This is a genomic window from Neisseria sp. P0020.S003, from assembly GCF_051957095.1.
GTDB lineage: Bacteria > Pseudomonadota > Gammaproteobacteria > Burkholderiales > Neisseriaceae > Neisseria > Neisseria subflava.
Window position 1 is genome coordinate 149,451 of sequence record NZ_JBQCWU010000003.1, and the last position, 24,048, is coordinate 173,498.

General features: G+C 49.4%; 25 protein-coding genes, 1 tRNA gene and 1 riboswitch. Of the genes, 17 read left to right on the top strand and 9 right to left on the bottom strand.

Annotated features, from left to right (window positions below; genetic code table 11):
* Positions 1–493 precede the first annotated feature (493 nt).
* Entirely contained in the window at positions 494–952 is a 459-nt protein-coding gene (locus tag ACTHTQ_RS03620) for an RrF2 family transcriptional regulator (RefSeq protein WP_049328858.1), read from the bottom strand.
* Between the two features lie 146 nt (positions 953–1,098).
* On the opposite strand from ACTHTQ_RS03620, the gene ACTHTQ_RS03625 reads away from it, so the two are divergent.
* Together ACTHTQ_RS03625 and ACTHTQ_RS03630 are read left to right on the top strand one after the other, a co-directional pair.
* On the top strand, positions 1,099–1,479 hold the full coding sequence (locus tag ACTHTQ_RS03625) for a hemerythrin domain-containing protein (protein WP_440363121.1): 381 nt from the start codon (positions 1,099–1,101) through the stop codon (positions 1,477–1,479).
* Between the two features lie 86 nt (positions 1,480–1,565).
* Positions 1,566–2,723 (top strand): NnrS family protein, encoded by a 1,158-nt coding sequence (locus ACTHTQ_RS03630; protein ID WP_003680098.1) that lies wholly within the window; start codon positions 1,566–1,568, stop codon positions 2,721–2,723.
* Positions 2,724–2,825: 102 nt separating this feature from the next.
* On the opposite strand, the gene ACTHTQ_RS03635 is transcribed toward ACTHTQ_RS03630, so the two are convergent.
* The 3 genes from ACTHTQ_RS03635 to ispB form a co-directional block, all read right to left on the bottom strand.
* A tRNA-Arg gene (locus ACTHTQ_RS03635) sits at positions 2,826–2,900 on the bottom strand.
* Between the two features lie 18 nt (positions 2,901–2,918).
* On the bottom strand, positions 2,919–3,365 hold the full coding sequence (locus ACTHTQ_RS03640) for a DUF441 domain-containing protein (RefSeq protein ID WP_070589384.1): 447 nt from the start codon (positions 3,363–3,365) through the stop codon (positions 2,919–2,921).
* Positions 3,366–3,369: 4 nt separating this feature from the next.
* Positions 3,370–4,344: an octaprenyl diphosphate synthase gene (ispB, locus tag ACTHTQ_RS03645; protein WP_308111807.1), complete on the bottom strand. Its 975-nt coding sequence runs from the start codon at positions 4,342–4,344 to the stop codon at positions 3,370–3,372.
* 262 nt (positions 4,345–4,606) lie between these two features.
* Between ispB and rplU the strand changes: the two genes are divergently transcribed.
* The 3 genes from rplU (at position 4,607) to ubiM (ending at position 6,678) form a co-directional block, all read left to right on the top strand.
* Entirely contained in the window at positions 4,607–4,915 is a 309-nt protein-coding gene (gene rplU / locus ACTHTQ_RS03650; RefSeq protein ID WP_440363122.1) for a 50S ribosomal protein L21, read from the top strand.
* A gap of 27 nt (positions 4,916–4,942) precedes the next feature.
* On the top strand, positions 4,943–5,215 hold the full coding sequence (gene rpmA, locus ACTHTQ_RS03655; RefSeq protein WP_002212328.1) for a 50S ribosomal protein L27: 273 nt from the start codon (positions 4,943–4,945) through the stop codon (positions 5,213–5,215).
* A gap of 278 nt (positions 5,216–5,493) precedes the next feature.
* Positions 5,494–6,678: a 5-demethoxyubiquinol-8 5-hydroxylase UbiM gene (ubiM, locus tag ACTHTQ_RS03660; RefSeq protein WP_049351134.1), complete on the top strand. Its 1,185-nt coding sequence runs from the start codon at positions 5,494–5,496 to the stop codon at positions 6,676–6,678.
* 67 nt (positions 6,679–6,745) lie between these two features.
* Here ubiM and ACTHTQ_RS03665 read toward each other — a convergent pair whose 3' ends face one another.
* Entirely contained in the window at positions 6,746–7,423 is a 678-nt protein-coding gene (locus ACTHTQ_RS03665; RefSeq protein ID WP_440363123.1) for a 7-cyano-7-deazaguanine/7-aminomethyl-7-deazaguanine transporter, read from the bottom strand.
* 112 nt (positions 7,424–7,535) lie between these two features.
* Positions 7,536–8,009 carry a preQ(1) synthase gene (queF, locus tag ACTHTQ_RS03670; protein ID WP_003748427.1) on the bottom strand — a complete coding sequence of 158 codons (474 nt, stop codon included), beginning with the start codon at positions 8,007–8,009 and terminating at the stop codon, positions 7,536–7,538.
* Between the two features lie 3 nt (positions 8,010–8,012).
* Positions 8,013–8,057: riboswitch (PreQ1 riboswitch) on the bottom strand.
* A 148-nt stretch (positions 8,058–8,205) separates the two neighbouring features.
* Here queF and rfaQ point away from each other — a divergent pair.
* Complete coding sequence (gene rfaQ / locus ACTHTQ_RS03675; protein ID WP_440363124.1) at positions 8,206–9,288, top strand: putative lipopolysaccharide heptosyltransferase III; 1,083 nt, start codon at positions 8,206–8,208, stop codon at positions 9,286–9,288.
* 6 nt (positions 9,289–9,294) lie between these two features.
* On the opposite strand, the gene ACTHTQ_RS03680 is transcribed toward rfaQ, so the two are convergent.
* Positions 9,295–10,275 carry a hypothetical protein gene (locus tag ACTHTQ_RS03680; protein ID WP_440363125.1) on the bottom strand — a complete coding sequence of 327 codons (981 nt, stop codon included), beginning with the start codon at positions 10,273–10,275 and terminating at the stop codon, positions 9,295–9,297.
* Positions 10,276–10,638: 363 nt separating this feature from the next.
* Here ACTHTQ_RS03680 and ACTHTQ_RS03685 point away from each other — a divergent pair, with 363 nt between their 5' ends.
* Together ACTHTQ_RS03685 and pncB are read left to right on the top strand one after the other, a co-directional pair.
* Entirely contained in the window at positions 10,639–11,934 is a 1,296-nt protein-coding gene (locus tag ACTHTQ_RS03685; protein WP_308887618.1) for a M23 family metallopeptidase, read from the top strand.
* A gap of 97 nt (positions 11,935–12,031) precedes the next feature.
* The gene (pncB, locus tag ACTHTQ_RS03690; protein WP_440363126.1) at positions 12,032–13,252 is read left to right on the top strand and encodes a nicotinate phosphoribosyltransferase; all 1,221 of its coding nucleotides are present in this window, start codon (positions 12,032–12,034) and stop codon (positions 13,250–13,252) included.
* Positions 13,253–13,291: 39 nt separating this feature from the next.
* Here the strand turns inward: pncB and mtgA are convergent, their stop codons facing one another.
* Complete coding sequence (gene mtgA, locus ACTHTQ_RS03695; protein ID WP_003684244.1) at positions 13,292–13,993, bottom strand: monofunctional biosynthetic peptidoglycan transglycosylase; 702 nt, start codon at positions 13,991–13,993, stop codon at positions 13,292–13,294.
* A 2-nt stretch (positions 13,994–13,995) separates the two neighbouring features.
* Positions 13,996–14,805, bottom strand: coding sequence for a shikimate dehydrogenase (aroE, locus tag ACTHTQ_RS03700; RefSeq protein ID WP_440363127.1), 810 nt, complete (start codon positions 14,803–14,805; stop codon positions 13,996–13,998).
* Between the two features lie 197 nt (positions 14,806–15,002).
* On the opposite strand from aroE, the gene glnA reads away from it, so the two are divergent.
* The 9 genes from glnA to ACTHTQ_RS03745 all read left to right on the top strand — a co-directional run bounded on the left by glnA (position 15,003) and on the right by ACTHTQ_RS03745 (position 23,909).
* Complete coding sequence (gene glnA, locus ACTHTQ_RS03705) at positions 15,003–16,421, top strand: type I glutamate--ammonia ligase (protein ID WP_440363128.1); 1,419 nt, start codon at positions 15,003–15,005, stop codon at positions 16,419–16,421.
* 209 nt (positions 16,422–16,630) lie between these two features.
* Positions 16,631–17,875 carry a hypothetical protein gene (locus ACTHTQ_RS03710; protein ID WP_440363129.1) on the top strand — a complete coding sequence of 415 codons (1,245 nt, stop codon included), beginning with the start codon at positions 16,631–16,633 and terminating at the stop codon, positions 17,873–17,875.
* Positions 17,876–17,937: 62 nt separating this feature from the next.
* The gene (locus tag ACTHTQ_RS03715; RefSeq protein WP_049351143.1) at positions 17,938–18,588 is read left to right on the top strand and encodes a site-2 protease family protein; all 651 of its coding nucleotides are present in this window, start codon (positions 17,938–17,940) and stop codon (positions 18,586–18,588) included.
* A 131-nt stretch (positions 18,589–18,719) separates the two neighbouring features.
* Positions 18,720–19,724 carry a tRNA dihydrouridine synthase DusB gene (gene dusB / locus ACTHTQ_RS03720; protein WP_440363130.1) on the top strand — a complete coding sequence of 335 codons (1,005 nt, stop codon included), beginning with the start codon at positions 18,720–18,722 and terminating at the stop codon, positions 19,722–19,724.
* Positions 19,725–19,777: 53 nt separating this feature from the next.
* The gene (locus tag ACTHTQ_RS03725; protein ID WP_003684241.1) at positions 19,778–20,017 is read left to right on the top strand and encodes a Fis family transcriptional regulator; all 240 of its coding nucleotides are present in this window, start codon (positions 19,778–19,780) and stop codon (positions 20,015–20,017) included.
* 43 nt (positions 20,018–20,060) lie between these two features.
* Positions 20,061–20,795 carry a glutamine amidotransferase-related protein gene (locus ACTHTQ_RS03730; RefSeq protein WP_308111818.1) on the top strand — a complete coding sequence of 245 codons (735 nt, stop codon included), beginning with the start codon at positions 20,061–20,063 and terminating at the stop codon, positions 20,793–20,795.
* A gap of 75 nt (positions 20,796–20,870) precedes the next feature.
* Complete coding sequence (locus ACTHTQ_RS03735; protein ID WP_440363131.1) at positions 20,871–21,746, top strand: DMT family transporter; 876 nt, start codon at positions 20,871–20,873, stop codon at positions 21,744–21,746.
* Positions 21,747–21,812: 66 nt separating this feature from the next.
* The gene (locus ACTHTQ_RS03740) at positions 21,813–22,631 is read left to right on the top strand and encodes a hypothetical protein (protein WP_440363132.1); all 819 of its coding nucleotides are present in this window, start codon (positions 21,813–21,815) and stop codon (positions 22,629–22,631) included.
* Positions 22,632–22,739: 108 nt separating this feature from the next.
* Positions 22,740–23,909 (top strand): chloride channel protein, encoded by a 1,170-nt coding sequence (locus ACTHTQ_RS03745; RefSeq protein ID WP_440363140.1) that lies wholly within the window; start codon positions 22,740–22,742, stop codon positions 23,907–23,909.
* Positions 23,910–24,048: the final 139 nt, after the last annotated feature.

Here is a 24,048-nt window from a genome sequence, read left to right on the forward strand (position 1 = left end):
GGCTTTTGGCTTCGGGCATTTTTGTATTTATTGATTTGTGAAGGGTTGGAATATAATGTGAACAACAGCATAAAAATCAACCTATAAAATGGATACAAAAGGTTAAAGCACATTTAGGGAATGCTTTTTTAGGCCGAAATGGGCTTATCACATTGACATCTTTATAGTTGTTGAGGGTAAATTTGATTTTGATTATCAGCCGCCTGAGCCGGGATTGGTATATAACGTTCCCAATTTTGTATTGGAAAAAGACCGTTACGTTGATTGGGAAGATACTTGGCGTACTTTTTAATTAGGAAATAAGTAAATGGCGAGCAGTTACTTTTTGCTTGCTCTGGTCGATATCTTTCTATTATTTTAAAATTAACAATGCTGTTTGAAAATCTTAATTTCAGACGGCATTTTTTATTTTTCCGAGTAATACCACCCTCTATATTGAGAGGCTGATGATTATTTTGATATAGCCGGACTGTTTTTCAGACGGCCTGAAGACTTAATCAACCATTCTGCGTATTTCGTTGATCGGGATACGCGGGGTATAGAGTATGTCGTAGGTTGGTTTGTCCAAAAGATCTTGCAGGGAGTATTGATCTAAATGGTTGAAGAAGGCTTTGATGGCGCCGGTAATGATGCCGGTCAGTCGGCAGGATGGGGTAATGAGGCATTCGTTGTTATCGCCCATGCATTCGACAACCTGCATCGGCTCAAGATGGCGGACGACTGCGCCGATGTTGATTTTTTCTGGAACATCCGCCAAGCGCAAACCGCCACCTTTGCCGCGCACGCTGACCAGAAATCCGCCTTTGACTAATGAGGTAACCACTTTCATCAAATGGCTTTTGGAAATATTGTAAGTCTCGGCAATGGTGCTGATATTGACGAGGGTGTCATCATTGATGGCGGTATAAACCAATACGCGCAATCCGTAATCGGTATGTTGGGTCAGATACATGGCTGGCTCTTTAGATATTTTTATTATATGTCAAAAGCGTAGTACTTGGAGAGGGGCCGTTTGACTTTATGTGGGGTTGGGTTTCATAATATCTGAAACATTTGAATTAATCCAGTTTGATAGACTGTTGCCATTATAACGAACTTATGAAACCCTTGAAACGCCACCCTGCATTAATAGAACTTTCCCGTGAGCATCATGGCTCGCTGTCGTTGTGCGTCCGTCTCCTGCGTACGCCGGAGCAAAACCATCAAGCGGAGCTGGATTCTCATTTTGTGGAGCTTGAGCCACATTTTTTGGAGGAGGAAACCATGTTTGCGCCGTATTGGGATAAGGTTGATCCGGCGTTGAGGCAGCGTTTTGAAGGCGATCATGCCAAGCTGCGTGCGATGATGGCTCATCCTGAATATATGAATGAATCATGGAATAAGGATTTTGCGGTAACTTTGCGCGATCATGCGCGTTTTGAGGAACGTGAGCTTTTTCCTGCGATTGAACCTTTTTTGCCTTTGCCTGAAAATGTGTAATAGGGAAGGGAATCGATGGCCGTCTGAAAAGTTTCAGACGGCCTCTGTTGCTGTCTTATGATGATATAAAAATTGAAGGAACCACCATGAACGATTTGTTCAAACATCCTGTGTGGGCAATGGCCTTCCGCCCGTTTTACTCGTTGGCGGCTTTGTATGGCGCATTGTCTATATTGCTTTGGGGCTTCGGCTATCAGGGTACGCCTGAATTGCCGGGTTTGTATTGGCATGCCCATGAAATGATTTGGGGCTACGCCGGATTGGTTGTCATTGCATTCTTGCTGACCGCGGTGGCAACTTGGACTGGCCAGCCGCCTACACGTGGTAAAGCGTTGGCAGGTTTGACTGCATTTTGGCTGCTTGCGCGTTTGTGTGCGTTTATTCCCGGCTGGGGTGCTACGGCAAGCGGTATATTCGGTACGATCTTTTTCTGGTATGGCGCGGTGTGTATGGCTTTGCCGGTAATCCGTTCTCAAAACAAGCGCAACTATGTTGCCGTATTTGCTATTTTTGTTTTAGGTGGCACCCATTTCGCGTTCCATATGAAAATGCAGCCGTTTGATGCCATCGCGCTGATGACCGGTTTGCAATCCGGTTTGATTATGGTGGCCGGTTTTATCGGTTTGATCGGTATGCGGATTATCTCGTTCTTTACGTCCAAACGTTTGAACGTACCGCAAATTCCCAGCCCTCAATGGGTCGCGCACGCATCGCTTTGGCTGCCTATGCTGACTGCTATGATGATGGCTCATAACATATTGCCGGAATTGGCTGCTTTGTTCTCTATTGCTGCCGGTGTGATTTTTACCGTGCAGGTGTACCGCTGGTGGTATAAAGCCGTACTGAAAGAGCCTATGCTTTGGATTTTGTTTGCCGGCTATCTGTTTACAGGCTTGGGCTTGATCGCGGTTGGTCTTTCTTATTGGATTTCAAGTTTCCTGAATTTGGGTGTGCACCTCATCGGCGTTGGCGGTATCGGCGTACTGACTTTGGGTATGATGGCGCGAACTGCGCTTGGCCATACCGGCAACTCTATTTATCCGCCGCCTAAAGTGGTTCCTGTCGCCTTTTGGCTGATGATTGCCGCAACGGTTATCCGTGTTTTGGCTACCTTTGTGAGCGGTACGGCATACATACACAGTATCCGTTGCTCCGCCGCTTTGTTTGCCGTGTCTCTGCTATTGTACGCATGGAAATATATTCCTTGGTTGATCCGTCCGCGTTCGGATGGTCGTCCGGGTTAACGGTTTGGCAAAATGAAAAGGCCGTCTGAAAAGTTTCAGACGGCCTTATTTATTGATAATAAAAAAAGCCTTTCAAAGTATGAAAGGCTTTTATTGAAACTGTGGCCTCGCCAACAGGAATCGAACCTGTATTTTACGCTTAGGAGGCATACGTTCTATCCGTTGAACTATGGCGAGGCGTTAAAGGAGGGGATTTTAAACCTTTCCGGCAACAAAAGACAATAAGCCGGCGGCAATCAGAGGGCCGACCGGAATACCGCCGACAAAGGCAACACCGATGACAGTACCGATTAATAATCCGGTTACCAAAACAGGCTGTTCGCTCATCAATGGAACGCCGCGTCCGGCAAGCCAAGCGACGAAGATGCCGATAAGGACGGCGGCAATCATTTTGAAATTGAGAAACTCAGACAGCGGCGGAATCTGTATTTTGCCTGAAACCAGCGGACTCAATACGCCGATGGTCAGCATAATGATGCCCACTTGCAAGCCGTGTTTTTCCACGAAGGGGATGTATTGCGACAAAGCGGTTTGCTGCATCAACAATAAGACGGCCGCCGAAATTGTAATCGAGTTGTTGTTGCTGACAACGCCTAAAAAAATCAGCGTAACCAGAAACAAAGGGACAAAACTGAAGTTCATCGGATTAAGATACTCGAGCCAAGGATTCTTTTGCCAGTTGAATCATGGCTTCTTTGACTTCGCTGTCAGGCAACACGTCCAATGAAGCGATGGCTTTGTCAACGGCTTTTTTTGCCTCGGAAATTGAATACGGCAAAGCGTCGGAGTTGACGACAAAGTCGTGGATTTTTTCAAAATAGCTGCGATCGGCATTTTCCAAAGCGTGGCGCACATCGTTTGCGGCCTGCTCGGAGCCGTTTCTCATCAAGTAAATCAATGGCAGGGTAGGTTTGCCTTCTGCCAAATCGTCGCCGACGTTTTTGCCGATTTCTTCGGTTTCGCCAGAGTAGTCCAATACATCGTCAATGATTTGGAAAGCCGTACCGACGTACATACCGTAGTCTTTCAAGGCTTGCTCGTGTTCGGGGGAAGCCTTGCCCAAAATTGCGCCGACTTGCGCGGCCGCTTCAAACAGTTTTGCTGTTTTGTATTGGATAACTTGGACGTATTGCTCTTCGGTAATATCGGTATTGCCGATGTTCATCAGCTGCATGACTTCGCCTTCGGCGATGATGTTGGTCGCGTCTGCCATCACTTCCAAAATACGCATGCTGCCCGAACCAACCATCAGTTGGAAAGCGCGTGTATATAGGAAGTCGCCGACCAAAACAGCCGCCGCGTTGCCGAAGAGGTTGTTTGCTGTTTTACGGCCGCGGCGCAAATCGCTTTCATCGACGACATCGTCGTGCAGGAGGGTAGAGGTATGGATGAATTCCACCATTGCTGCCAGCGAGTACAGTTTTTTATCGTCATGCCCGACTGCTTTGCCTGCCAAAATGGTAATAATCGGACGCAGGCGCTTACCGCCCGCGCTGATGATGTATGTGCCGATTTGCGAAATCAGTGCAACATCGGATTGAACAGCTTGGTTGATGACCGCATTAACTTTGGCAAGGTCATTGGGCAGGTGGCGTTGGAAGTAAGGCAGGTTTTCGAGCATAAAACATTCTCTGTTGATAAAAAGGAGCGGGGCTCCAATGAATCTGTTTAAACCCGTACATTCGGTCGGGGTAATAACGTTGCATAAAGATATCAGCAATCCAGCGCGTGATTATATCAGTTAAAAAGCATGCAACATATCTTTCAGACGGCCTTTTCACTTGTAAATAAAATAAATTTTGACAAAACAGGCAAATAGAAATAGAATAGCTCGTTTCGCACATGGTGTGCGGAAAGTTAACCTAATTCTCATGGAGTTGAGTATGTACGCGGTCGTAAAAACCGGCGGTAAACAATATAAAGTTTCCGTTGGCGAAAAATTGAAAGTAGAACAGATACCAGCCGAACTCGACAGCCAAATCGAACTGACTGAAGTTTTGATGATTGCTGACGGCGAATCTGTAAAAGTAGGCGCACCTTTTATCGAAGGCGCAAAAGTAACAGCTAAAGTCGTTGCTCATGGTCGTGGCGAGAAAGTACGCATTTTCAAAATGCGTCGTCGCAAACACTACCAAAAACACCAAGGCCATCGCCAAAATTTCACCCAAATCGAAATCGTGGCAATCGCCTAATTTCAAGTAAGTTCAGGAGTATTACAAATGGCAAGTAAAAAAGCAGGCGGTAGCACCCGCAACGGTCGCGATTCAGAAGCCAAACGCTTGGGTGTTAAAGCCTACGGCAACGAGCTGATTCCGGCAGGCTCTATCATCGTTCGTCAACGTGGTACTAAATTCCACGCAGGTGACAACGTTGGCATGGGCAAAGACCACACTTTGTTTGCTAAAGTCGACGGTTACGTTGAATTCAAAACCAAAGGCGCGCTGAACCGTAAAACCGTCAGCATCCGTCCTTACACCGGTTCTGAAGAATAATCGTTTTACGATTGAAAGCCGCATTCCTTTTCGGAATGCGGTTTTGTTTTTGTTTATTTGACTGTTTATCCGTTTGATAAAATCTGTATGTCGTGAAGCTTGATTTATATTAAGGCCAAAGTAAAAACGTGCTTACAATCGATGGCCTTTGTTTTATTCTATCGACTCTTTCTATATAATCTATCAAATGCCTTTGATTTGCCCTCCTGTAGCTAAACACAGTAAACTTAAGGCCGTCTGAAAAAATCCGTATCAGTTGAATACAAGGAATTCCTCCCATGAGCTTACACAGTGATATTCTCGTCGTCGGCGCAGGCCCTGCCGGATTAAGTTTTGCCGCAGAGTTGGCCGGAAGCGGTTTGAACATAACCCTGATTGAAAGAAGTCCTTTAGAAGTGTTGCAAAATCCGCCGTATGACGGCCGTGAAATCGCACTGACGCATCTGTCGCGTGAAATCATGCAGCGATTGGGTATGTGGGATTTGATTCCAAAAGACGAAATTTATCCTTTGCGCGATGCTAAAGTGTTGAACGGTCATTCCGATTACCAGCTCCACTTCCCGCAACCGACTCAGGCGCGCGGCGAGCCTGCGGACTGCTTGGGCTATTTGATCTCCAACCACAATATCCGCAAAGCCGCTTATGAAGTCGTGTCCAAATTGGACAACGTCAAAATCCTGACCGGCACCAATGTTAAAGAAGTTAAAACTTCTGACAATGAGGCGCAAGTTATTTTGGAAAGCGGCGAAGTATTGACCGGCCGTCTGTTGTTGGCCGCCGATAGTCGCTTCTCGCAAACGCGCCGTCAACTGGGCATTTCTTCAGATATGCACGATTACAGCCGCACCATGTTTGTGTGCCGCATGAAGCATACTCTGTCCAACCTGCATACCGCATATGAATGCTTCCACTACGGCCGCACCATTGCGTTACTGCCTTTGGAAGAACACTTGACCAATACCGTGATTACGGTGGACAGCGATAAAGCCGAAACGATTAAAAATATGTCGCCGGAAGAGTTGGCAGCCAGCGTGAAAGAGCAACTCAAAGGCCGTTTGGGCGATATGGAATTGGTCAGCACCATTCACAATTATCCTTTGGTCGGCATGATTGCCCAACGTTTCTATGGCAAACGCAGCGCGTTGATCGGCGATGCCGCAGTCGGTATGCATCCGGTTACTGCGCACGGTTTCAACTTGGGTCTGGCAAGTGCCGATCTTTTGGCTAAATTGGTTCTCGAAGCCGAGCAACGCGGTCAGGATATTGGTGCGAAGAGTCTGCTGGAAAAATACAGCACCAAGCATATGTTCCATGCCCATCCGATTTACCACGGCACTAATATGCTGCTGAAACTCTTTACCAATGAAACTGCTCCGGCAAAACTGCTGCGCGGTTTGGTATTGCGTGCAAGTAATAACTTCCCACCGCTGAAAAAACTGATTACCAAACAATTGACCGGTTAATTGTTTAAAACATAAAAGGCCGTCTGAACGATTAAAGTTTCAGACGGCCTTGTTTTTTATCTACTGCTTATTTGGCTAAAACTGATTCGGGCATTTCTTGACAGACGTTTAAGGAAGTCAGCTTTTTGGTCAAGATGCTCAATACGATGCCGTAGGCAGGCAGGAAGAAGAGGGTGCAGATGGCGAGTTTGAACAGATAATCGACAAATGCGATGCCCTGCCAATTTGCCGCCATAAATTCATCGTTGCTTGCATAAAAGGCAACGGCGAAAAACACCAGCGTGTCCAAAGCGTTGCCGACTACGGTGGAAGCGGTAGGGGCAACCCACCATGATTTCAGACGGCGTAATCTGTTGAACACAAAAATATCGAGGATTTGCCCAAGCGCATAGGCGGAAAAGCTGGCCAATGCGATACGGCCGACGAAGGTGTTAAATTCAGTTAAAGATGCCCAGCCTGTCCAGTTGCCCTCATGAAAGAGGACGGAGAAGACGTAAGAGAGCAGCAGGGCAGGGAACATCACCCAAAAAATAATCCGTCTCGCCAACGGCGCGCCGAAAATGCGCACGGTCAGGTCGGTAGCGAGGAAGATAAAGGGAAAGGAAAATGCGCCCCAAGTGGTAAAGATACCGAAAATTTGAAAGGGGAACTGCACCAGATAGTTGCTGGCGGCAATAATAAAAATATGGAAAAGCACCAGCCAGAAGAGCGCTTTCTTCTGCTGTGCGGCAGTAAATTTGTACATGAGAATCTTTCGGAAGTTTTTCAGACGGCATGAAGCCTTGCAAGATTGTGCAATAGAGAAAATCTTGCAATGAAAGGGCGTAATGAAAGGGCGTTAGGCCGTCTGAATAGGATTATTGTGCATCGTGCTCAAACAGGCGTTTGCGTGCCAAAGCTTCAAACTCTGTGCCTGCTTTGCCGTAGTTGGCAAACGGGTGAATGGCGATGCCGCCGCGCGGTGTGAATTCGCCGAATACTTCGATGTATTTCGGATCCATCAGGGCGATGAGGTCTTTCATGATGATGTTGACGCAGTCTTCATGGAAGTCGCCGTGGTTACGGAAGCTGAAGAGATAGAGTTTCAGGGATTTGCTTTCCACCATTTTGATATGGGGGATGTAGCGGATGTAGATGGTGGCAAAGTCGGGCTGGCCGGTCATCGGGCAGAGGCTGGTGAACTCGGGGCAGACGAATTTGACGAAATAGTCGTTGTCGGGATGTTTGTTGTCGAACGCTTCCAAAATTTCAGGCGCGTATTCGCTCGGGTATTGGGTTTTCTGGTTGCCCAAAAGGGAGATGCCTTGCAGCTCTTCGTTGTTGCGGGACATGAGGTTTCCTTAGTTTTTTAATGTGGGAGGTTTTCGAACCACGGGGTGCGGATTGTAATATAAATTGCATGGCTTGTGCGGATTTTATAGCGATGAATCAGCAAGATAGGTTTCAGACGGCCTGTTTTGTATTTTATGAAACCTGTTTTCCGCTTTACAATAGCAGCCAATCAACAGGCCGTCTGAAAGTATTTGTATGTCTTTAGCCCAACCCAAACGTATTCTGATCATCAAATTGCGCCATCATAGCGATGTGCTTTTGAGCACGCCGGTGGTCGATGCGCTGAAAACCTGTTTCCCCGATTGCGAAATCGATATGCTGGTGTACGCCGGTACGGGGCAGCTGATTGCCGATAATCCGCAGATTGCGCAGATTTTTACCATTGATCGAAATTGGAAGAAGCTGGGTGTATTCAAGCAGTTGGCGTGTGAGAAAAATCTTTTGTCTAAGCTGAAGGTGCGCGATTATGACTGGGCTTTCAACCTGTCCGACCAATGGCGCGCGGCAATAATCGCCAAACTGTGCGCCCGTTGCAGCGTGGGTTTGGACTGCATCAAGCGCGACGGTTTCTGGTGGCGTTTCTGTCATGATTTTATCAACCATGAGCTTGATACCAGCCATCATATCGTTGAAAACCAGTTGAATATCCTTGTGCCGCTTATCCAGCCGGAAGACGTAGCCGATGCCAAAGTGCGCCTTTGGGTGGCGCAAGATGCAAGGGAAAGCATGCGGCAGAAATTGCGTGAGCAGGGTTGGAGCGGTGAAGATTATGTGTTGCTGCACCCGGGGGCGCGTTGGCATTTCAAATGTTGGGAAGACGGCAAAAACGCCGCTATCGTACAGCTTCTGCTCAACAGCGGACAGAATGTCGTATTGACTGCTTCTCCCAACACTGTCGAGCAATACATGCTTCAGGAAATTATAGGCCGTCTGAATATTCCGGAAGGCAGAAAAGTATATGTGCTGTCCGGATGCTTGAGTCTGCGTGAATTGGCGGCGGCCATTGAGGGCGCCAAGCTGTTTGTCGGTGTCGATTCCGCACCGATGCACATCGCCGCAGCTTTGGATAAATCGCAAATCGCTTTGTTTGGCGCGTCATGGGTGGATAAATGGCGTCCGTATTCCGAAGAGGCCGAAGTCATTTATGCCGGCGATTATGCCGAATTGCCTCACCCCGACAGTATCGATACCAACGATCCGACACGTTTGTTGAAAGCGATTCCGTTGCAGGATGTATGGGACAGAATTTCGGCCAAATTGGAGGCGTTGGAGGCTTAAAACCGCTTACCACGATCCGTTAAACGTTTTAGCCTTGCGCCAAAATGCCCATTTGGAACGGCGGCCGATTTCCAGCGTGCCGCCGTTTTCGCCGTCTGTGGCAATGCACACGGTTTTCAGACGGCCTGAAGCGAGTGCGTCCCATAAAGGTGCAAACCAACGATTTTCCCAGCTTTCCAAAATATCTTTGTATGCCCAAACATCGCCTGTTTGTAAGGTGGAAACCAAGTCGTCCAAAAAGATAAGGCCGTCTGAAACCGTGTTGCCTGTTTCTTGAACCATCTCAAACCAAGCCTTCAAATCATATGGCGCATCGAGTTTGGGCTTATCCGAAAAACGCGCCCATGCGCTGTCTGAAGCGACGATATCCGCAGACTGTGTACCGTCCGCATCATTCCACAGCCACAAACCGTTGATTTCCGGCAATCCTTGTTGTTCACGCGCTTGGTTAATCGGATGCGTGTGGAGAAACATTTGGATTTCCGTCTGCATGGCTAACCAAGACACCGCATCTTTGCCGTGTGCCTGACCGTCCATTTCCAGCTGCCCGCACACATCCAAAACACATTCCGCACCCCAATCTTCAATCTTCGGCATACTGAGCAGCCACATGCTTTCGCAAAGCGGCTCGAATTGCCAACCTTTCTCTTGATAAAATGCCGACAAATCCGTGCATAACCGTTGCGCCTCCTCTTTTTGGATGCCGATAAACTCGCCGCTGATAATGTTGACATGGTGCATGCCCATTTGTTGCCAAACCGGAGAGGCAAAAGCGGCCGTGCGTTTTTGGCTTGTGTGGCGTAAACGTTGCACTTGGGTAATGAGGCTGCCGCTCCACAAATGGCGGCCGTAAAATTCAGACGGCCTGAGTGTTTCTTTGCGTAATATGCCGTAACGCAAAAGACGGTTAAAAGCAGGTAAGGCAAGCGCAGGAACGGATTCGTCGGCAAAACGGTTGAGCGAGGGGAGGGCGAGGGTCAACTTCATAAGCGCAAATAGATAGGAAAACCGTTATTTTACGCGACAAATGATGCGTTTCGGAACCTTGCCCTCACGCTCTGAAAAAGAGCCGTTCAGACGGCCGGTTTGGAAAAAACGGGCTGCCATGCTAGAATGCGTGGCGTAAATTTCAGAAAAACAGGGTGTAAATCAACACAATAGCCCTGATAATAACGTCAATCTCAAACACGACCTCATTCATTCCGAATGAAAACTTGATTTTCAGATCGGAAAAAAGACTCAAAGTCCTTTATCCCCAAAACTGTTTAAACCAGCAGGCGGTCGCGGCAGGCCGGATGTGCCGGCATTCTGCAAACTTTAAAAAACAGACCGCCCCATTAAGGATAACGCGTGATTAAAAACAAATATTCCACTCGATTCAAAGCAACCCTCTTAGCGTTTCTGCTGCCGGCTTCAGGCATCATGACCGCATACGCCATTACCGACCCTCAACCAGCACATACCGATTTCAAAGTCGAGCGTATTTCCGAAGAGCTGCCTGCCGTTTATGTGGAAACCAATACCTATCAATCCAGCTATTGGGTGCAAGAAGTTGTCCAAGCCGGTGACTCTTTGGCAGACGTTTTGACGCGCATGGGTGTCAACCAAGAAGACATCAAGCAAATCATGGCGAAAAACAATGCCAACCTCGACATGAAAAACCTGCGGACCAACCAATCCGTCAATATCCGCATCGACTCTTCAGGCCAAGTGACCGACGTTCAATTCTTTACCGATGAAGAATTGGAACGCAACTTGGTCGCTTTGGAAAAAGTCAAAGGCAAATGGCGCATCTCCAATGCCGAAATCGACATGAAAACCATGCCGACCCTGCGTTCCGTGAAAATCCGCACTTCCGCCATCGGTGATATGCTCCGTGCCGAAATCCCTTCCGAAGTGTATATCCAGCTCAAAGAAATCTTTGCCGATTCGTTCAATATGAGCGACTTGGGCGAAGGCGATACCGTGCGTCTTTTGTACAACAGCATGTATTTCCGCGGCCAGCAAATGGCGGTCGGCGATATTTTGGCGGCTGAAGTGGTTAAAGACGGCAAAACCTACCAAGCCTATTATTACAGCCAAGGCAAAGGCGACGAAGAAAGCGGTAGCTACTACGACCAAAACGGTAAGTCCCTGCAACAAAAAGCAGGCTTTAATACCGAGCCTGTTGCATACACGCGCATTTCTTCCCCGTTTGGCTACCGTGTCCACCCAGTTCTGCATACCGTCCGTATGCACACCGGTATCGACTATGCCGCGCCGACCGGCACCCCGATTAAGGCTGCCGCCGACGGCGAAGTAATTTTCAAAGGTTGGAAAGGAGGCTACGGCAATACCGTGATGATTCGCCATGCCAACGGCGTGGAGACCCTGTACGGCCACATGAGCGCGTTCAGCCCTGCCGACGGCAGAGTCCGTGCCGGCGAAGTGATTGGTTTTGTCGGTACAACCGGCCGTTCGACCGGTCCGCACCTGCACTACGAAGCACGTGTCAACGGCCAGCCGGTCAACCCGACTACCGTCGCCCTGCCGACGCCGAAATTGACCCCGACCAATATGGCCGCGTTCCGCAAACAGCAAAAAGATGCCAGCACGATGTTGTCTGCCATCCGTTCTTTGCCGGTTTCCGTAGCGCAGTTGGATTAAATAAGATAAAGGCCGTCTGAATAAGGTTTCTTTCAGACGGCCTTTCCTAATTAAAATTGATACCCTCATCAAGCCCGCGTTTACTCAGAGAAAACTTATGTCTGCTTATCAGCCCATTATCCAATCCCTGCTTGATACCGACCTGTACAAATTCACCATGCTGCAAGTCGTGTTGCACCAATTCCCGCAAACCCACAGCCTCTATGAATTCCGCTGCCGAAACAAAGAGATGGTGTATCCGCTGGCCGATATTCAAGAAGATTTGGAACGCGAACTTGACTCCCTGTGCCAGCTGCGCTTTACCCATGACGAACTCGACTATCTGCGCAGCCTACGCTTTATCAAAAGCGACTTTGTCGATTATCTCGAACTTTTCCAACTCCAACGCCGCTTCGTTCAAGTCAGTCCTGACGATCAAGGCCGTCTGAACATCCGCATCGAAGGCCCAATGATACAGGCGATGTTCTTCGAGATTTTCATTCTTGCCATCGTCAACGAACTCTATTTCCGCCGCTTGGAAACGCCTGCCGTCATTGAAGAAGGCGAGCGCCGTTTGCGGGCCAAAGCACAACAGCTGAAAGAAATTGCAGCTACACAAAATCCGAATGATCCGCCGTTCCTTATTTCCGATTTCGGTACGCGCCGCCGCTACACCCTTGCATGGCAGGAACACGTTATCCGCACCTTATTAGAAGCCGCTCCCGACATTGTGCGCGGTACCAGCAATGTTTATCTGGCCAAAAAAATCGGCATTACACCAATCGGCACCATGGCGCACGAGTTCCTCCAAGCCTTCCAAGCCTTGGACGTACGTTTGCGCAATTTCCAAAAAGCCGCGCTGGAAAGCTGGGTACACGAATATCGCGGCGACCTCGGTATCGCACTGACCGACGTGGTCGGCATGGATGCCTTCTTGCGCGACTTCGATCTGTACTTCGCCAAACTCTTCGACGGCCTACGCCACGACAGCGGCGATCCTTATGTCTGGGGCGACAAAGCCTACGAGCATTACAAAAAACTCAAAATCGACAGCCGCACCAAAATGCTGACCTTTTCAGACGGCCTCGATATTGAGCGTTCATGGGCGTTGCACCAATACTTCAAAGACCGTTTTAAAACCAGTTTCGGTATCGGTACCAACTTAACCAACGATTTGGGACACACGCCTTTGAACATTGTCTTGAAGCTCGTCGAGTGTAACGGCCAATCCGTTGCCAAGCTCTCCGACTCCCCGGGCAAAACCATGACCACCAACAACACCTTCCTCGCTTACCTGCGCCAAGTGTTTGATGTACCAGAGCCGGAAGAGAAAGCCTAAAAACAAAGGCCGTCTGAAATATTCAGACGGCCTTTTTGATTAATCCATATCGCTTTCAGGTAATTCTGCCGAACCCATGCGGCGTAAGATGATATTGGTTTTGTTGTGCATCCGTTTGCTCTTAGGGTGGTCTGCGTAAAACAGCGGAGCCGGAACGCGCGCCGTGAGTTTGGCGGCTTGTTGGCGGGTGAGGGCGGAGGCAGGTTTTTTGTAGAAATACTGGGATGCCGCTTCCGCGCCGAATACGCCGTAGTGCCATTCGATTGAGTTCAGATACAGCTCAAAAATGCGGTCTTTGTCGGTAACGGCTTCCATCATCGCGGTAATCGCCGCTTCTTCGCCTTTGCGGATGTAGCTTCGGCTTTCGTTGAGAAACAGGTTTTTCGCCAGCTGCTGGCTGATGGTCGAACCGCCAGCTTTGACTTCGCCGCTTTGCTTATTGCGTTTCATGGCGTATTTGATGCCGTTCCAGTCAAAGCCGCTGTGTTCGGCAAAGTTGGCGTCTTCGGAAGCAATCAGGGCTTTTTTGAGGTTGACGGAAATTTGGTCGTAAGGCACCCAGCGGTAATCCAGCTCGACATCGCGGCCTTCTTTTGCAAACTGGCTCATGCGCATAGACATGAAGGCGGTTTTGCTGGGCGCGACGGCGCGGTAGGTAATGATGTTGCCGTACACATAAGCGTTGAAGAAAATGAAGATACCGATGGGCAGGGCAATCAGCCATTTGATGATGCGGAACATGGTTACAGGGCTTTCATGTATTCGATAACAGGGCGGATATTGGGCGTAAATCCGCGCCAAATATGGTAAGAGGCGGCAGCCTGACCGACCAGCATGCCCAGGCCGTCTGAAACTTCGGCCGCACCGTTGCTTTGTGCAAAGTTCAAAAACGCCTGCGCCGCTTCGCCGTAAACCATATCGTAGGCAAGGCGGCAGTCGCGGAAAATTTCAGGATTGACGGCAGGAAGCTGACCGCTCAAGCCGCCGGACGTGCCGTTGATGATGATATCAGAACCGCCGTTCAAATCCGCCATCGTGACGGCTTCAATGCCGAAAAGCTGCGCTAATTCCTCGGCTTTGGCATGGGTACGGTTGGCAATGACGATACGGACGGGGCGGTGTTCTTTCAAAACCGGAATCACGCCACGCACCGCGCCGCCTGCGCCCAAAAGCAAAATGGTTTTGCCCTCGATGGCAATATTTTTGACCTGCGTGATGTCGTTGGTCAAACCGATACCGTCGGTATTGTCGCCGCGTATTCTACCGTCTTCCAACCACACCAGCGTATTGACCGCGCCGGCAGCCAAGGCGCGGTCGGAATGTTCGTCCGCCAGTGCAAAGGCTTCCTGCTTGAACGGAACGGTTACATTCGCACCTTGCCCGCCCTCGGCACGAAACGCCGCAACAGCCTCGGCAAAGCCGCCGATTTCGACACAAATGCGCCCATATTCGATGGCCGCGCCTTCTTGAAGTGCGAATTGCTGATGGATTTGCGGTGATTTACTGTGTGCAACGGGATTGCCGAAAACGGCGTAACGCGGGGTGTTGTTCATAAAACGGGTCTGAAAAAACAAAAGAAAAGAGTGCTTATTATAGCGGTCTTTATGTTAAGAAAGCGTAATGTAAAATTGTTGACAATTAAACAGGCTGAAACTATATTTCATTGCGTAAAAACGGGTGCCCTGATGTATTTCAGACGGCCTTACCGTGGTAGAATAACAACTTAAACCTATTCCCTCAGGAGCTGAAGATGTCCATCAAAGACGCTGTAAAACTGATTGAAGAAAGCGAAGCCCGCTTCGTAGATTTGCGCTTTACCGATACCAAAGGCAAGCAGCACCACTTTACCATCCCCGCCCGCATTGTCCTCGACGATCCCGAAGAATGGTTCGAAAACGGTCAAGCGTTTGACGGTTCGTCCATTGGCGGTTGGAAAGGTATTCAGGCTTCCGATATGCAGTTGCGTCCCGATGCGTCTACGGCCTTCGTCGATCCTTTCTATGACGATACCACCGTTGTCTTTACCTGCGACGTTATCGATCCGGCTGACGGCCAAGGCTATGACCGCGATCCTCGCTCTATCGCACGTCGCGCCGAAGCTTACTTGAAATCTTCCGGTATCGGCGACACCGCCTATTTCGGCCCTGAGCCTGAATTCTTCGTTTTTGACGGCGTAGAATTTGAAACCGATATGCACAAAACCCGTTACGAAATTACTTCCGAAAGCGGCGCATGGTCAAGCGGCCTGCACATGGACGGTCAAAACACCGGCCACCGTCCGACCGTCAAAGGCGGTTACGCACCTGTTGCGCCGATTGACTGCGGTCAAGACCTGCGTTCTGCTATGGTCAATGTTTTGGAAGAACTCGGCATCGAAGTGGAAGTACATCACGCCGAAGTCGGTACCGGCAGCCAAATGGAAATCGGTACCCGTTTTGCCACTTTGGTTAAACGCGCCGACCAAACCCAAGACATGAAATACGTGATTCAAAACGTTGCCCACAACTTCGGCAAAACCGCCACCTTCATGCCTAAACCGATTATGGGCGACAACGGCAGCGGTATGCACGTTCACCAATCCATCTGGAAAGACGGTCAAAACCTGTTCTCAGGCGACGGCTATGCCGGTTTGTCCGATACCGCCCTTTATTACATCGGCGGCATCATCAAACACGCCAAAGCCCTGAACGCGATTACCAATCCGTCCACCAACTCCTACAAACGCCTCGTGCCGCACTTCGAAGCGCCGACCAAGCTCGCCTACTCTGCCAAAAACCGTTCCGCGTCCATCCGCATTCCGTCGGTGAACAGCAGCAAGGCACGCCGCATCGAAGCGCGTTTCCCCGACCCGACCGCCAACCCATACTTGGCGTTCGCCGCCCTGCTGATGGCGGGTTTGGACGGCATTCAAAACAAAATCCATCCGGGCGACCCTGCCGATAAAAACCTTTATGACCTGCCTCCGGAAGAAGACGCATTGGTGCCAACCGTTTGCACTTCTTTGGAAGAAGCACTGGCCGCCCTCAAAGCCGACCACGAATTCCTCCTGCGCGGCGGCGTGTTCAGCAAAGACTGGATCGACAGCTACATCGCCTTCAAAGAAGAAGATGTCCGCCGTATCCGTATGGCACCTCATCCGCTGGAATTTGAAATGTATTACAGCCTGTAAAACAGCAAAGGCATTTTAAATAGGAAATCAAAGGCCGTCTGAAACTGGATTTGAAGTTTCAGACGGCCTTTGGGCTTGAAATAGATAGGGCGATTGAATTAGGTATGATAGCGAGCAGCAATGAATCATGCCGTTTGAAGCCTTTATGGAATCGTTGCCTTGTGTTAAATTGTACTAACGGAATCATTTAATCAAAAAGGTTGGGCAAAATGAATAAGATAATTGGTTTGGCCATTGCTGCGGTATTTGGTTTGAGCGCGTGCAGTAATTTAGATCACAAAACCGCACACGAGGTCATGTCGATTTCCAATGACCGTATTTTAAAAGAAGACCGCAGCTTTAACATTACAGGCAGCTCTCGAATATATATCAGCCCATTGGCTGAAGCTGTATTGACAGATGAAAAGGTGGAAAAGAAAGCCGAAGCGAAAGCAAAGGATGCCAAAGCCAAAGAGGGGGAGGCGGCATCCTCTATGAAGGTTGCTCAAGAAGACGACGCTGCTTTGAAGCAGGAGTTTTCTGAACGAGAAGAGGCTGAGTTCCGCAATGCAATGCTTGATGCCTTGCCGGATGGCAATATCGCACAAGTTGCCGTTGATTATCTGGATAAATATCCTGCCATATCCAGTTACATGGAAGGGGTTCATTTGAATTATGAGTCGGCAGTTGATTTGTCAACGCGTCAATTTGAGATGATTCCTGAATTGGTCATCAACAACCACAATGAAAAACTTAGTATCAAACTTCCTATGAAGTTAGATGCGGAAAAATGGGAAATTTATGCTGATCTGCCTGCCAGCGTGTCTGCCATTGTTAATGTGTACACTGATGAGAAAATCGGCAAACGTTTGATTAAAGAACCTTTAAAAGTGAGTTTGAAAGAAATCGGTGATTCGAAACACATGCCTTTTGATCATATTGCAGAGGCGGGAGTACGTGCTTTTTTGAGTGCCAATAAGGCTATGCCTGCCGATGCATATGTATTTAAAGAAATGGATGCCTTTGGTAAGGCAAACCATGCACGCTATCGTGTACGTCATGTCATGAAACCGGAGTATGATTCTGTCGTAATGAAGGCAATGGCTAAGGCTTTTGATGAAGAATTGTCGAAATTACAGAAAACGCCTCAACCAGGGTCAACAGAAGAAGATTATAAAAATGCGCGGGAATTTTTCAGTATGTCTGTCAACATAAGTGATAACCAGCCACTTAGCTTCCAGAGGATATTCGGTAACAATCTTGTTGTCGACTATTATCTCGACCGCAAAGGCCGCATGTTGGCTTCCCGCATGTATATGCAAATCAACGGCACACATAAGGCCATTAATATTATCGGCGACAGTGTGTACAGCAATTACGGCAAACCAGTCTTCAAATTGAATCCGCAAGGTAAGGGCATTACTTGGAAAGAGCTGAAAGAGTTTTTCAGTTCGAATAAAAAAGAAGACGATTAAAGCCTCAGGCCGTCTGAAAGGATATTTTCTGTTTTCAGACGGCATGTTTGATAAGGAAAACCATGTTTGCAAATTTTGATTTAGGCGTATTTCTGCTGGCAGTATTGCCCGTGTTGTTGGCCATTACCGTGCGCGAAGTGGCACGCGGTTATACGGCGCGGTATTGGGGCGACCATACCGGCGAGCAGTTTGGGCGTTTGACCCTCAATCCGCTGCCGCATATCGATCCTGTCGGTACGATTGTCGTGCCGCTGGTGTGTCTGATGATAGGCAGTTTTCTGTTCGGCTGGGCGCGTCCTATGCCCATCGATTCGCGCAATTTCCGCGATCCGCGCCGCGCGTGGCGTTGGGTGTCGATTTCAGGTCCGATTGCCAATCTGATTTTGGCGTTCTTTTGGGGCTTTGTCGTCGTATTGTCCGCGTATGTACCTGAATCTTATCAAGCGCCGTTGGTGCAGATGGCCGGTTACGGCGTGATGGTGAACTCGATTTGGGTCGCATTCAGCCTGATTCCGATTTTGCCTTGGGACGGCGGTATTTTTATCGATACCTTTCTCAACGCCAAACAGTCCATGCAGTTCCGTAAAATCGAGCCATACGGCACATGGATTATCCTGATCCTGTTGTTTACCGGCCTGCTGGCCAAACTGATTTGGCCGATTATCGCCATGATTCAGGCCGCAGTGCAGATGGTTGTTATGCTGTTTATTTAAATATTGTGGCTGAAAAGGCCGTCTGAAACTCAGTTCCAGACGGCCTTTTTCATTGTGCAACATGTAAATACGATTGGAAAAATTGCTTAAAAATTGTACAATTTCAGCCCTTTCAACTTGGCGCACACATCATGCACATCGGCGGCTATTTCATTGACAACCCCATCGCACTTGCCCCCATGGCAGGCATTACGGACAAACCGTTCCGCCGGATTTGCCGCGAGTTTGGCGCAGGGTGGGCGGTATGCGAAATGCTGACTAGCGATCCAACGCTGAGACATACCAAAAAGACCTTGCGCCGCAGCGATTTTGAAGGCGAGGGCGGAGTTGTGGCCGTGCAGATTGCCGGCAGCGATCCGCAGCAGATGGCGGAAGCTGCGCGTTACAACGTCAGCTTAGGTGCGCAGGTCATTGATATAAACATGGGCTGCCCGGCCAAAAAAGTCTGTAATGTGCAGGCAGGCAGCGCGTTGATGCAAAACGAGCCTTTGGTTGGCGAAATCTTGGAAGCCGTTGTCAACGCGGTGGATGTACCCGTTACCCTCAAAACCCGTTTGGGCTGGCACGACGAACATCAAAACTTGCTGACCATCGCCAAAATTGCCGAAGAATCAGGCATCGTAGCCCTTGCCATCCACGGCCGCACCCGTACGCAGATGTACAAAGGCGAAGCGCGTTACGAACTGATTGCCGAAACCAAAGGCCGTCTGAACATCCCCGTTTGGGTCAACGGCGACATCACTTCGCCACAAAAAGCCGTCGCCGTCCTCAAGCAAACCGCTGCCGACGGCATCATGATAGGGCGTGGCGCACAAGGCAGGCCGTGGCTTTTCCGTGATTTAAAACATTATGCAGAACACGGCGTTTTGCCGCCGGCCTTGAGCTTGGCAGAATGCAATACCACCATTTTGAACCACATCCGCGCCATGCATGAATTTTATGGCGAAGTGGCCGGCGTACGTATTGCCCGCAAACACATCGGCTGGTACATCGACGAAATGCCCGACGGCGAACAAACATGCCGGGAAATCAACCGCTTGGATAGCGCCGCGGCACAATACGACACCCTTGCCGCCTATCTTGAGACGCTTTTAGAGAAAACCGACCGTTGGGTATGCCATTATCGGAAAGGCTGAAGGGTTTCAGACGGCCTCATCATTTAAAAACAAATCCAAAGAAAGACATGACGATGAATCAAACAACGACTGACATTGCGCAATGTATTGAACAAAACTTACGACAATACTTCAAAGACTTGGATGGTACGGAACCTTGCGGTGTGTACGATATGGTGTTGCACCAAGTCGAAAAGCCGATGCTTGCCTGCGTGATGGAGCAATGCGGCGGCAACCAGTCTAAAGCTGCCGTTATTTTGGGTTTGAACCGCAATACCTTGCGTAAAAAATTACAACAGCACGGTATGCTGTAATACTGCAGGGCAACCCGTCCTGACGGTCGAAGGAGAAATAACAATGCAAAATCCGAATAAATTAAATATCCATTTCATCCTGCACGAGGCATTTGAAGTGCCGGGAGCATATTTGAAATGGGCGCAATGGCGCGGACATAACATCAGTGTAACCAAAGTGTACGAAAGGGAAGCTCTGCCTGATAATGTGGACGATATAGATTTTTTGATTGTAATGGGCGGGCCTCAATCGCCTGATGAAGACAGGCAGGCATTCCCGTATTACGACCCCCAATCCGAGCTGCGCCTGATGCGTCAGGCGATGGCGGCGGATAAATATATTGTCGGCGTGTGTTTGGGGGCGCAGCTTTTATCCGTTGCCTACGGTGCGCGCCACACGCAGAGCCCTGAGCGTGAAATCGGCATTTATCCGATTGAGCTGACGGCGGAAGGTTTGGCGGACGCCCATGTTTCCCTGTTGGGCAAAACCCTGAATACCGGCCATTGGCACGGCGATATGCCCGGTTTGACGAATGAGGCGGTTGTGTTGGCAACCAGCAAAGGCTGTCCGCGCCAGATTATCCGTTTTGCACCCAAACATTATGCCTTCCAAGCCCATTTGGAGTTTGACCGTGAAGCCGTCGGGCTGCTGATTGCAGCGGACGGACGCGAAAATGTGGTCGAACAAAGCCAAGCCCAAACTTATGTCCAACATCCGGATAAAATCGAAGCGGCGGATTTCAGTGAAATGAATGCCAAACTCTTCGACTTTTTGGATTTGCTGACACAATCAAAATAAAAACAGCTTGAAAAGGCTTCAGGCCGTCTGAAAACCAGAGAAGAAACGATTAATTTTTTTACCATGAGTTGAACCATGCTTTACCAAATACTCGCATTGTTAATCTGGGGCAGCTCGTTTATCGCTGCCAAGTATTCCTACGAGATGCTCGACCCGACGCTGATGGTTGAGGCGCGGCTGTTGATTGCCGCGTTGATGGTGCTGCCGTCGTGCCGCCGTCATTTGGGTAGGATTCCGCGGAGCGAGTGGAAGCCGTTGTTGTGGATTTCCTTTGTCAACTACGTTGTCGTTTTGATGCTCCAGTTTATCGGTTTGAAATATACATCCGCTGCCAGCGCGGTTACCATGGTGGGGCTGGAGCCTTTGCTGGTGGTCTTTGTCGGTCATTTCTTCTTCAACGACGAAGCCAAACTTTACCACTGGATTTGCTGCGCGGTGGCGTTTGCCGGCGTGGGCATGATGGTAATGGGCGGTGCAGAAGAAGGCGGTACGATTGACTGGTTCGGCTGTCTGCTGATTTTGCTTGCGGGATTGGGTTTTGCAGGCGTGATACGTCCGAGCCAGCAGATGATTGCCCGTATCGGTGCGCCCGCATTTACCGCAGCTTCCATGGCGGTGGCGGCGGTGTTGTGTCTGCCGTTTTCGCTGGTGTTGGCAGACAGTTATCAAATCAACTGGTCATGGGGCGGTACGCTGTCGATTTTGTATATGGGGATTGGCTGTAGTTGGCTTGCCTATCTGTTGTGGAACAAAGGCATGAACACAGTCCCTGCCAACGTCTCCGGCCTGCTGATTTCGCTTGAGCCAGTCATCGGCGTTATCATGGCGGTGTTAATTTTGGGCGAACATTTAAGTACTATGTCTGCGATAGGTATTACCGTCGTTATTGTGTCCACTTTTGTTGCCGGTATGTTGACGCGTGTCAGTAACAAACACAAAAAGGCCGTCTGAAAACGGTTTCAGACGGCCTGAAGTAAGCAGTATCTTTTTTCAATAAAACATTTTGGGAAAATTTCTATGAAACGCATCATCTCCCTGCTTTTGCTTGCCTGCCCTATTTTGGCGTCGGCTGCACCCGATAACGACAAAGCCTCCGTACAGGCCGTCATTGCCAAGTATTACAACCGACCGCTTGCCGCGCACAAATGCCAGCTCGCCAAGCCGCCGAAAGACAGTGAGACAGCATCTGACAATATTATGTATTGCATGAAACCCGTTGCCGACCATACCGTAACGCGCAACGGTAAAGCCACGCGCTATGTGTTGTACACAGGTTTTGCCTACGATATGCAACAAAAAGTAAAACAGGACGCCCATGCTTCTTCGGGTCTGGCAGAATTGTTTGTTTTGGAGAAAGCAGACGGCAAGTGGGCAATCAAACAGCACGGAAAAGATAAAATCGGCGCATGGGGCGAGCCGCCGGAGAATAAGGAATGGAAGTTTGTTCAGGTGGGCGCACAAAACTGGGGCTATGTTGCCGAATCAAGTTATACAGGCCAAGGCGACACGACGACTTCGCAAAACTTCCTGTTTACCGATGATAGCAACCGAATCCGCAACAGTGTCATGATCAGCGGTAACGATAACGGCGCATATTTTGGCGATTGCGATGAATTGAAAGGGCGTGAAAAACGAGACTGCAAAGACAGATATACCAGTTTGGAAGCCAAAATTGCTTTTGACAAAAGCCGTCCTGCCGTATCCGGCGTATGGGCGCTGACTGCAAAACTCAGCGGCGTATCAGGAAAGAAAAATTATAAAGATCAGAAATATATTTTCCCTTATAACGGCAAAACCCACGTCGCCCCCAAAAACTACCCCTTGGGCGGACAATAGTTCCCTTAAAAAACGCTTTGATCAAACCATTACTACCTCAAGTCAAATCCCGTGAAAGAAACGCATAAACTTTGGGCCGCCCTCATCATTACCGGCATCATCGGCGGCATGGTCGGCATTGTATTAACCGAAATCATGCATACAATTCAACATCTTGCCTATGGTTACGGTTCAGACGGCCTATACGTTTCATTCCGAGAGGGCGTGGCGCAGGCAAGTCCAGAGCGGCGTATCGGTGTGATGGCTTTTTGCGGCGTGGTGGTCGGCTTGGGGTGGTGGTTGCTCAAACGCTACGGCAGGCCGCAACCGAGCATTAAAGCCGTGGTTAAAAATCCGCTTGCCGGTTTTCCGTTTTTTGAAACCGTCAGCCATGCCCTGTTGCAAATCATTACCGTCGGGCTTGGCTCGCCGCTCGGTCGCGAAGTTGCGCCGCGCGAAATGACTGCTGCCTTTGCTTCAGTAGGCGTCAACCGTTTCGGGTTGAGCGAAGACGACGCAAGGCTGGTCATTGCTTGCGCCTCAGGTGCAGGTTTGGCGGCTGTGTATAACGTGCCGCTCGCCTCCACACTTTTCATCCTCGAAGCCATGCTTGGCTTATGGACGCAGCAAGCAGTCGCCGCCGCATTGCTGACTTCAGTCATCGCCACCGCCGTCGCACGCATCGGTTTGGGCGACGTGCAGCAATATCATCCGACCAACCTTTCCATCAACACCTCATTATTTTGGTTTTCCGCCATCATCGGCCCGATACTGGGCGCAACCGCCGTCTTTTTCCAGCGTACCGCCCAAAAGTTCCCCTTCATCAAGCGCGACAACATCAAAATCATTCCCTTGGCCGTCTGTATGTTTGCACTCATCGGCGTAATTTCCATTTGGTTTCCCGAAATTTTGGGCAATGGCAAAGCAGGCAATCAACTGACCTTTGGCGGATTGACCGACTGGCAACACAGCCTTGAGCTGACCGCCGTCAAATGGTTGGTCGTCTTAATGGCGCTTGCCGTCGGCGCATACGGCGGCCTGATTACCCCGTCCATGATGCTCGGCAGTACCATCGCCTTTGCCTCCGCAGCCGTGTGGAACAGTTTTTTCCCAGAAATGTCGTCTGAAAGCGCGGCTGTTGTCGGCGCCGCCGTTTTCCTCGGTGTTTCCCTCAAAATGCCCCTGACCGCCATAGCCTTTATTTTGGAGCTAACCTACGCCCCCGTTGCCTTACTCATGCCATTATGTACAGGCATGGCGGGCGCAGTATGGGTAGCAAAGAAAATGGGATTTAAATAGGCAAAAGCAAAAGGCCGTCTGAAACCAAGTTTCAGACGGCCTTTTACAATAAAATTGTTAACAATATTTGCAAAAACCTACTGCCAAAAATGCGAAACTGGGGGATAATACCGCCCTGAAAATTCATCTCATACTGATT

Bases quoted from the DNA above. Each gene is read 5' to 3' on its own strand.
- ACTHTQ_RS03620 (WP_049328858.1), bottom strand. From the start codon at position 952: ATGTATCTGACCCAACATACCGATTACGGATTGCGCGTATTGGTTTAT.
- ACTHTQ_RS03625 (WP_440363121.1), top strand. From the start codon at position 1,099: ATGAAACCCTTGAAACGCCACCCTGCATTAATAGAACTTTCCCGTGAG.
- ACTHTQ_RS03630 (WP_003680098.1), top strand. From the start codon at position 1,566: ATGAACGATTTGTTCAAACATCCTGTGTGGGCAATGGCCTTCCGCCCG.
- ACTHTQ_RS03640 (WP_070589384.1), bottom strand. From the start codon at position 3,365: ATGAACTTCAGTTTTGTCCCTTTGTTTCTGGTTACGCTGATTTTTTTA.
- ispB (WP_308111807.1), bottom strand. From the start codon at position 4,344: ATGCTCGAAAACCTGCCTTACTTCCAACGCCACCTGCCCAATGACCTT.
- rplU (WP_440363122.1), top strand. From the start codon at position 4,607: ATGTACGCGGTCGTAAAAACCGGCGGTAAACAATATAAAGTTTCCGTT.
- rpmA (WP_002212328.1), top strand. From the start codon at position 4,943: ATGGCAAGTAAAAAAGCAGGCGGTAGCACCCGCAACGGTCGCGATTCA.
- ubiM (WP_049351134.1), top strand. From the start codon at position 5,494: ATGAGCTTACACAGTGATATTCTCGTCGTCGGCGCAGGCCCTGCCGGA.
- ACTHTQ_RS03665 (WP_440363123.1), bottom strand. From the start codon at position 7,423: ATGTACAAATTTACTGCCGCACAGCAGAAGAAAGCGCTCTTCTGGCTG.
- queF (WP_003748427.1), bottom strand. From the start codon at position 8,009: ATGTCCCGCAACAACGAAGAGCTGCAAGGCATCTCCCTTTTGGGCAAC.
- rfaQ (WP_440363124.1), top strand. From the start codon at position 8,206: ATGTCTTTAGCCCAACCCAAACGTATTCTGATCATCAAATTGCGCCAT.
- ACTHTQ_RS03680 (WP_440363125.1), bottom strand. From the start codon at position 10,275: ATGAAGTTGACCCTCGCCCTCCCCTCGCTCAACCGTTTTGCCGACGAA.
- pncB (WP_440363126.1), top strand. From the start codon at position 12,032: ATGTCTGCTTATCAGCCCATTATCCAATCCCTGCTTGATACCGACCTG.
- mtgA (WP_003684244.1), bottom strand. From the start codon at position 13,993: ATGTTCCGCATCATCAAATGGCTGATTGCCCTGCCCATCGGTATCTTC.
- aroE (WP_440363127.1), bottom strand. From the start codon at position 14,805: ATGAACAACACCCCGCGTTACGCCGTTTTCGGCAATCCCGTTGCACAC.
- glnA (WP_440363128.1), top strand. From the start codon at position 15,003: ATGTCCATCAAAGACGCTGTAAAACTGATTGAAGAAAGCGAAGCCCGC.
- ACTHTQ_RS03710 (WP_440363129.1), top strand. From the start codon at position 16,631: ATGAATAAGATAATTGGTTTGGCCATTGCTGCGGTATTTGGTTTGAGC.
- ACTHTQ_RS03715 (WP_049351143.1), top strand. From the start codon at position 17,938: ATGTTTGCAAATTTTGATTTAGGCGTATTTCTGCTGGCAGTATTGCCC.
- dusB (WP_440363130.1), top strand. From the start codon at position 18,720: ATGCACATCGGCGGCTATTTCATTGACAACCCCATCGCACTTGCCCCC.
- ACTHTQ_RS03725 (WP_003684241.1), top strand. From the start codon at position 19,778: ATGAATCAAACAACGACTGACATTGCGCAATGTATTGAACAAAACTTA.
- ACTHTQ_RS03730 (WP_308111818.1), top strand. From the start codon at position 20,061: ATGCAAAATCCGAATAAATTAAATATCCATTTCATCCTGCACGAGGCA.
- ACTHTQ_RS03735 (WP_440363131.1), top strand. From the start codon at position 20,871: ATGCTTTACCAAATACTCGCATTGTTAATCTGGGGCAGCTCGTTTATC.
- ACTHTQ_RS03740 (WP_440363132.1), top strand. From the start codon at position 21,813: ATGAAACGCATCATCTCCCTGCTTTTGCTTGCCTGCCCTATTTTGGCG.
- ACTHTQ_RS03745 (WP_440363140.1), top strand. From the start codon at position 22,740: ATGGTCGGCATTGTATTAACCGAAATCATGCATACAATTCAACATCTT.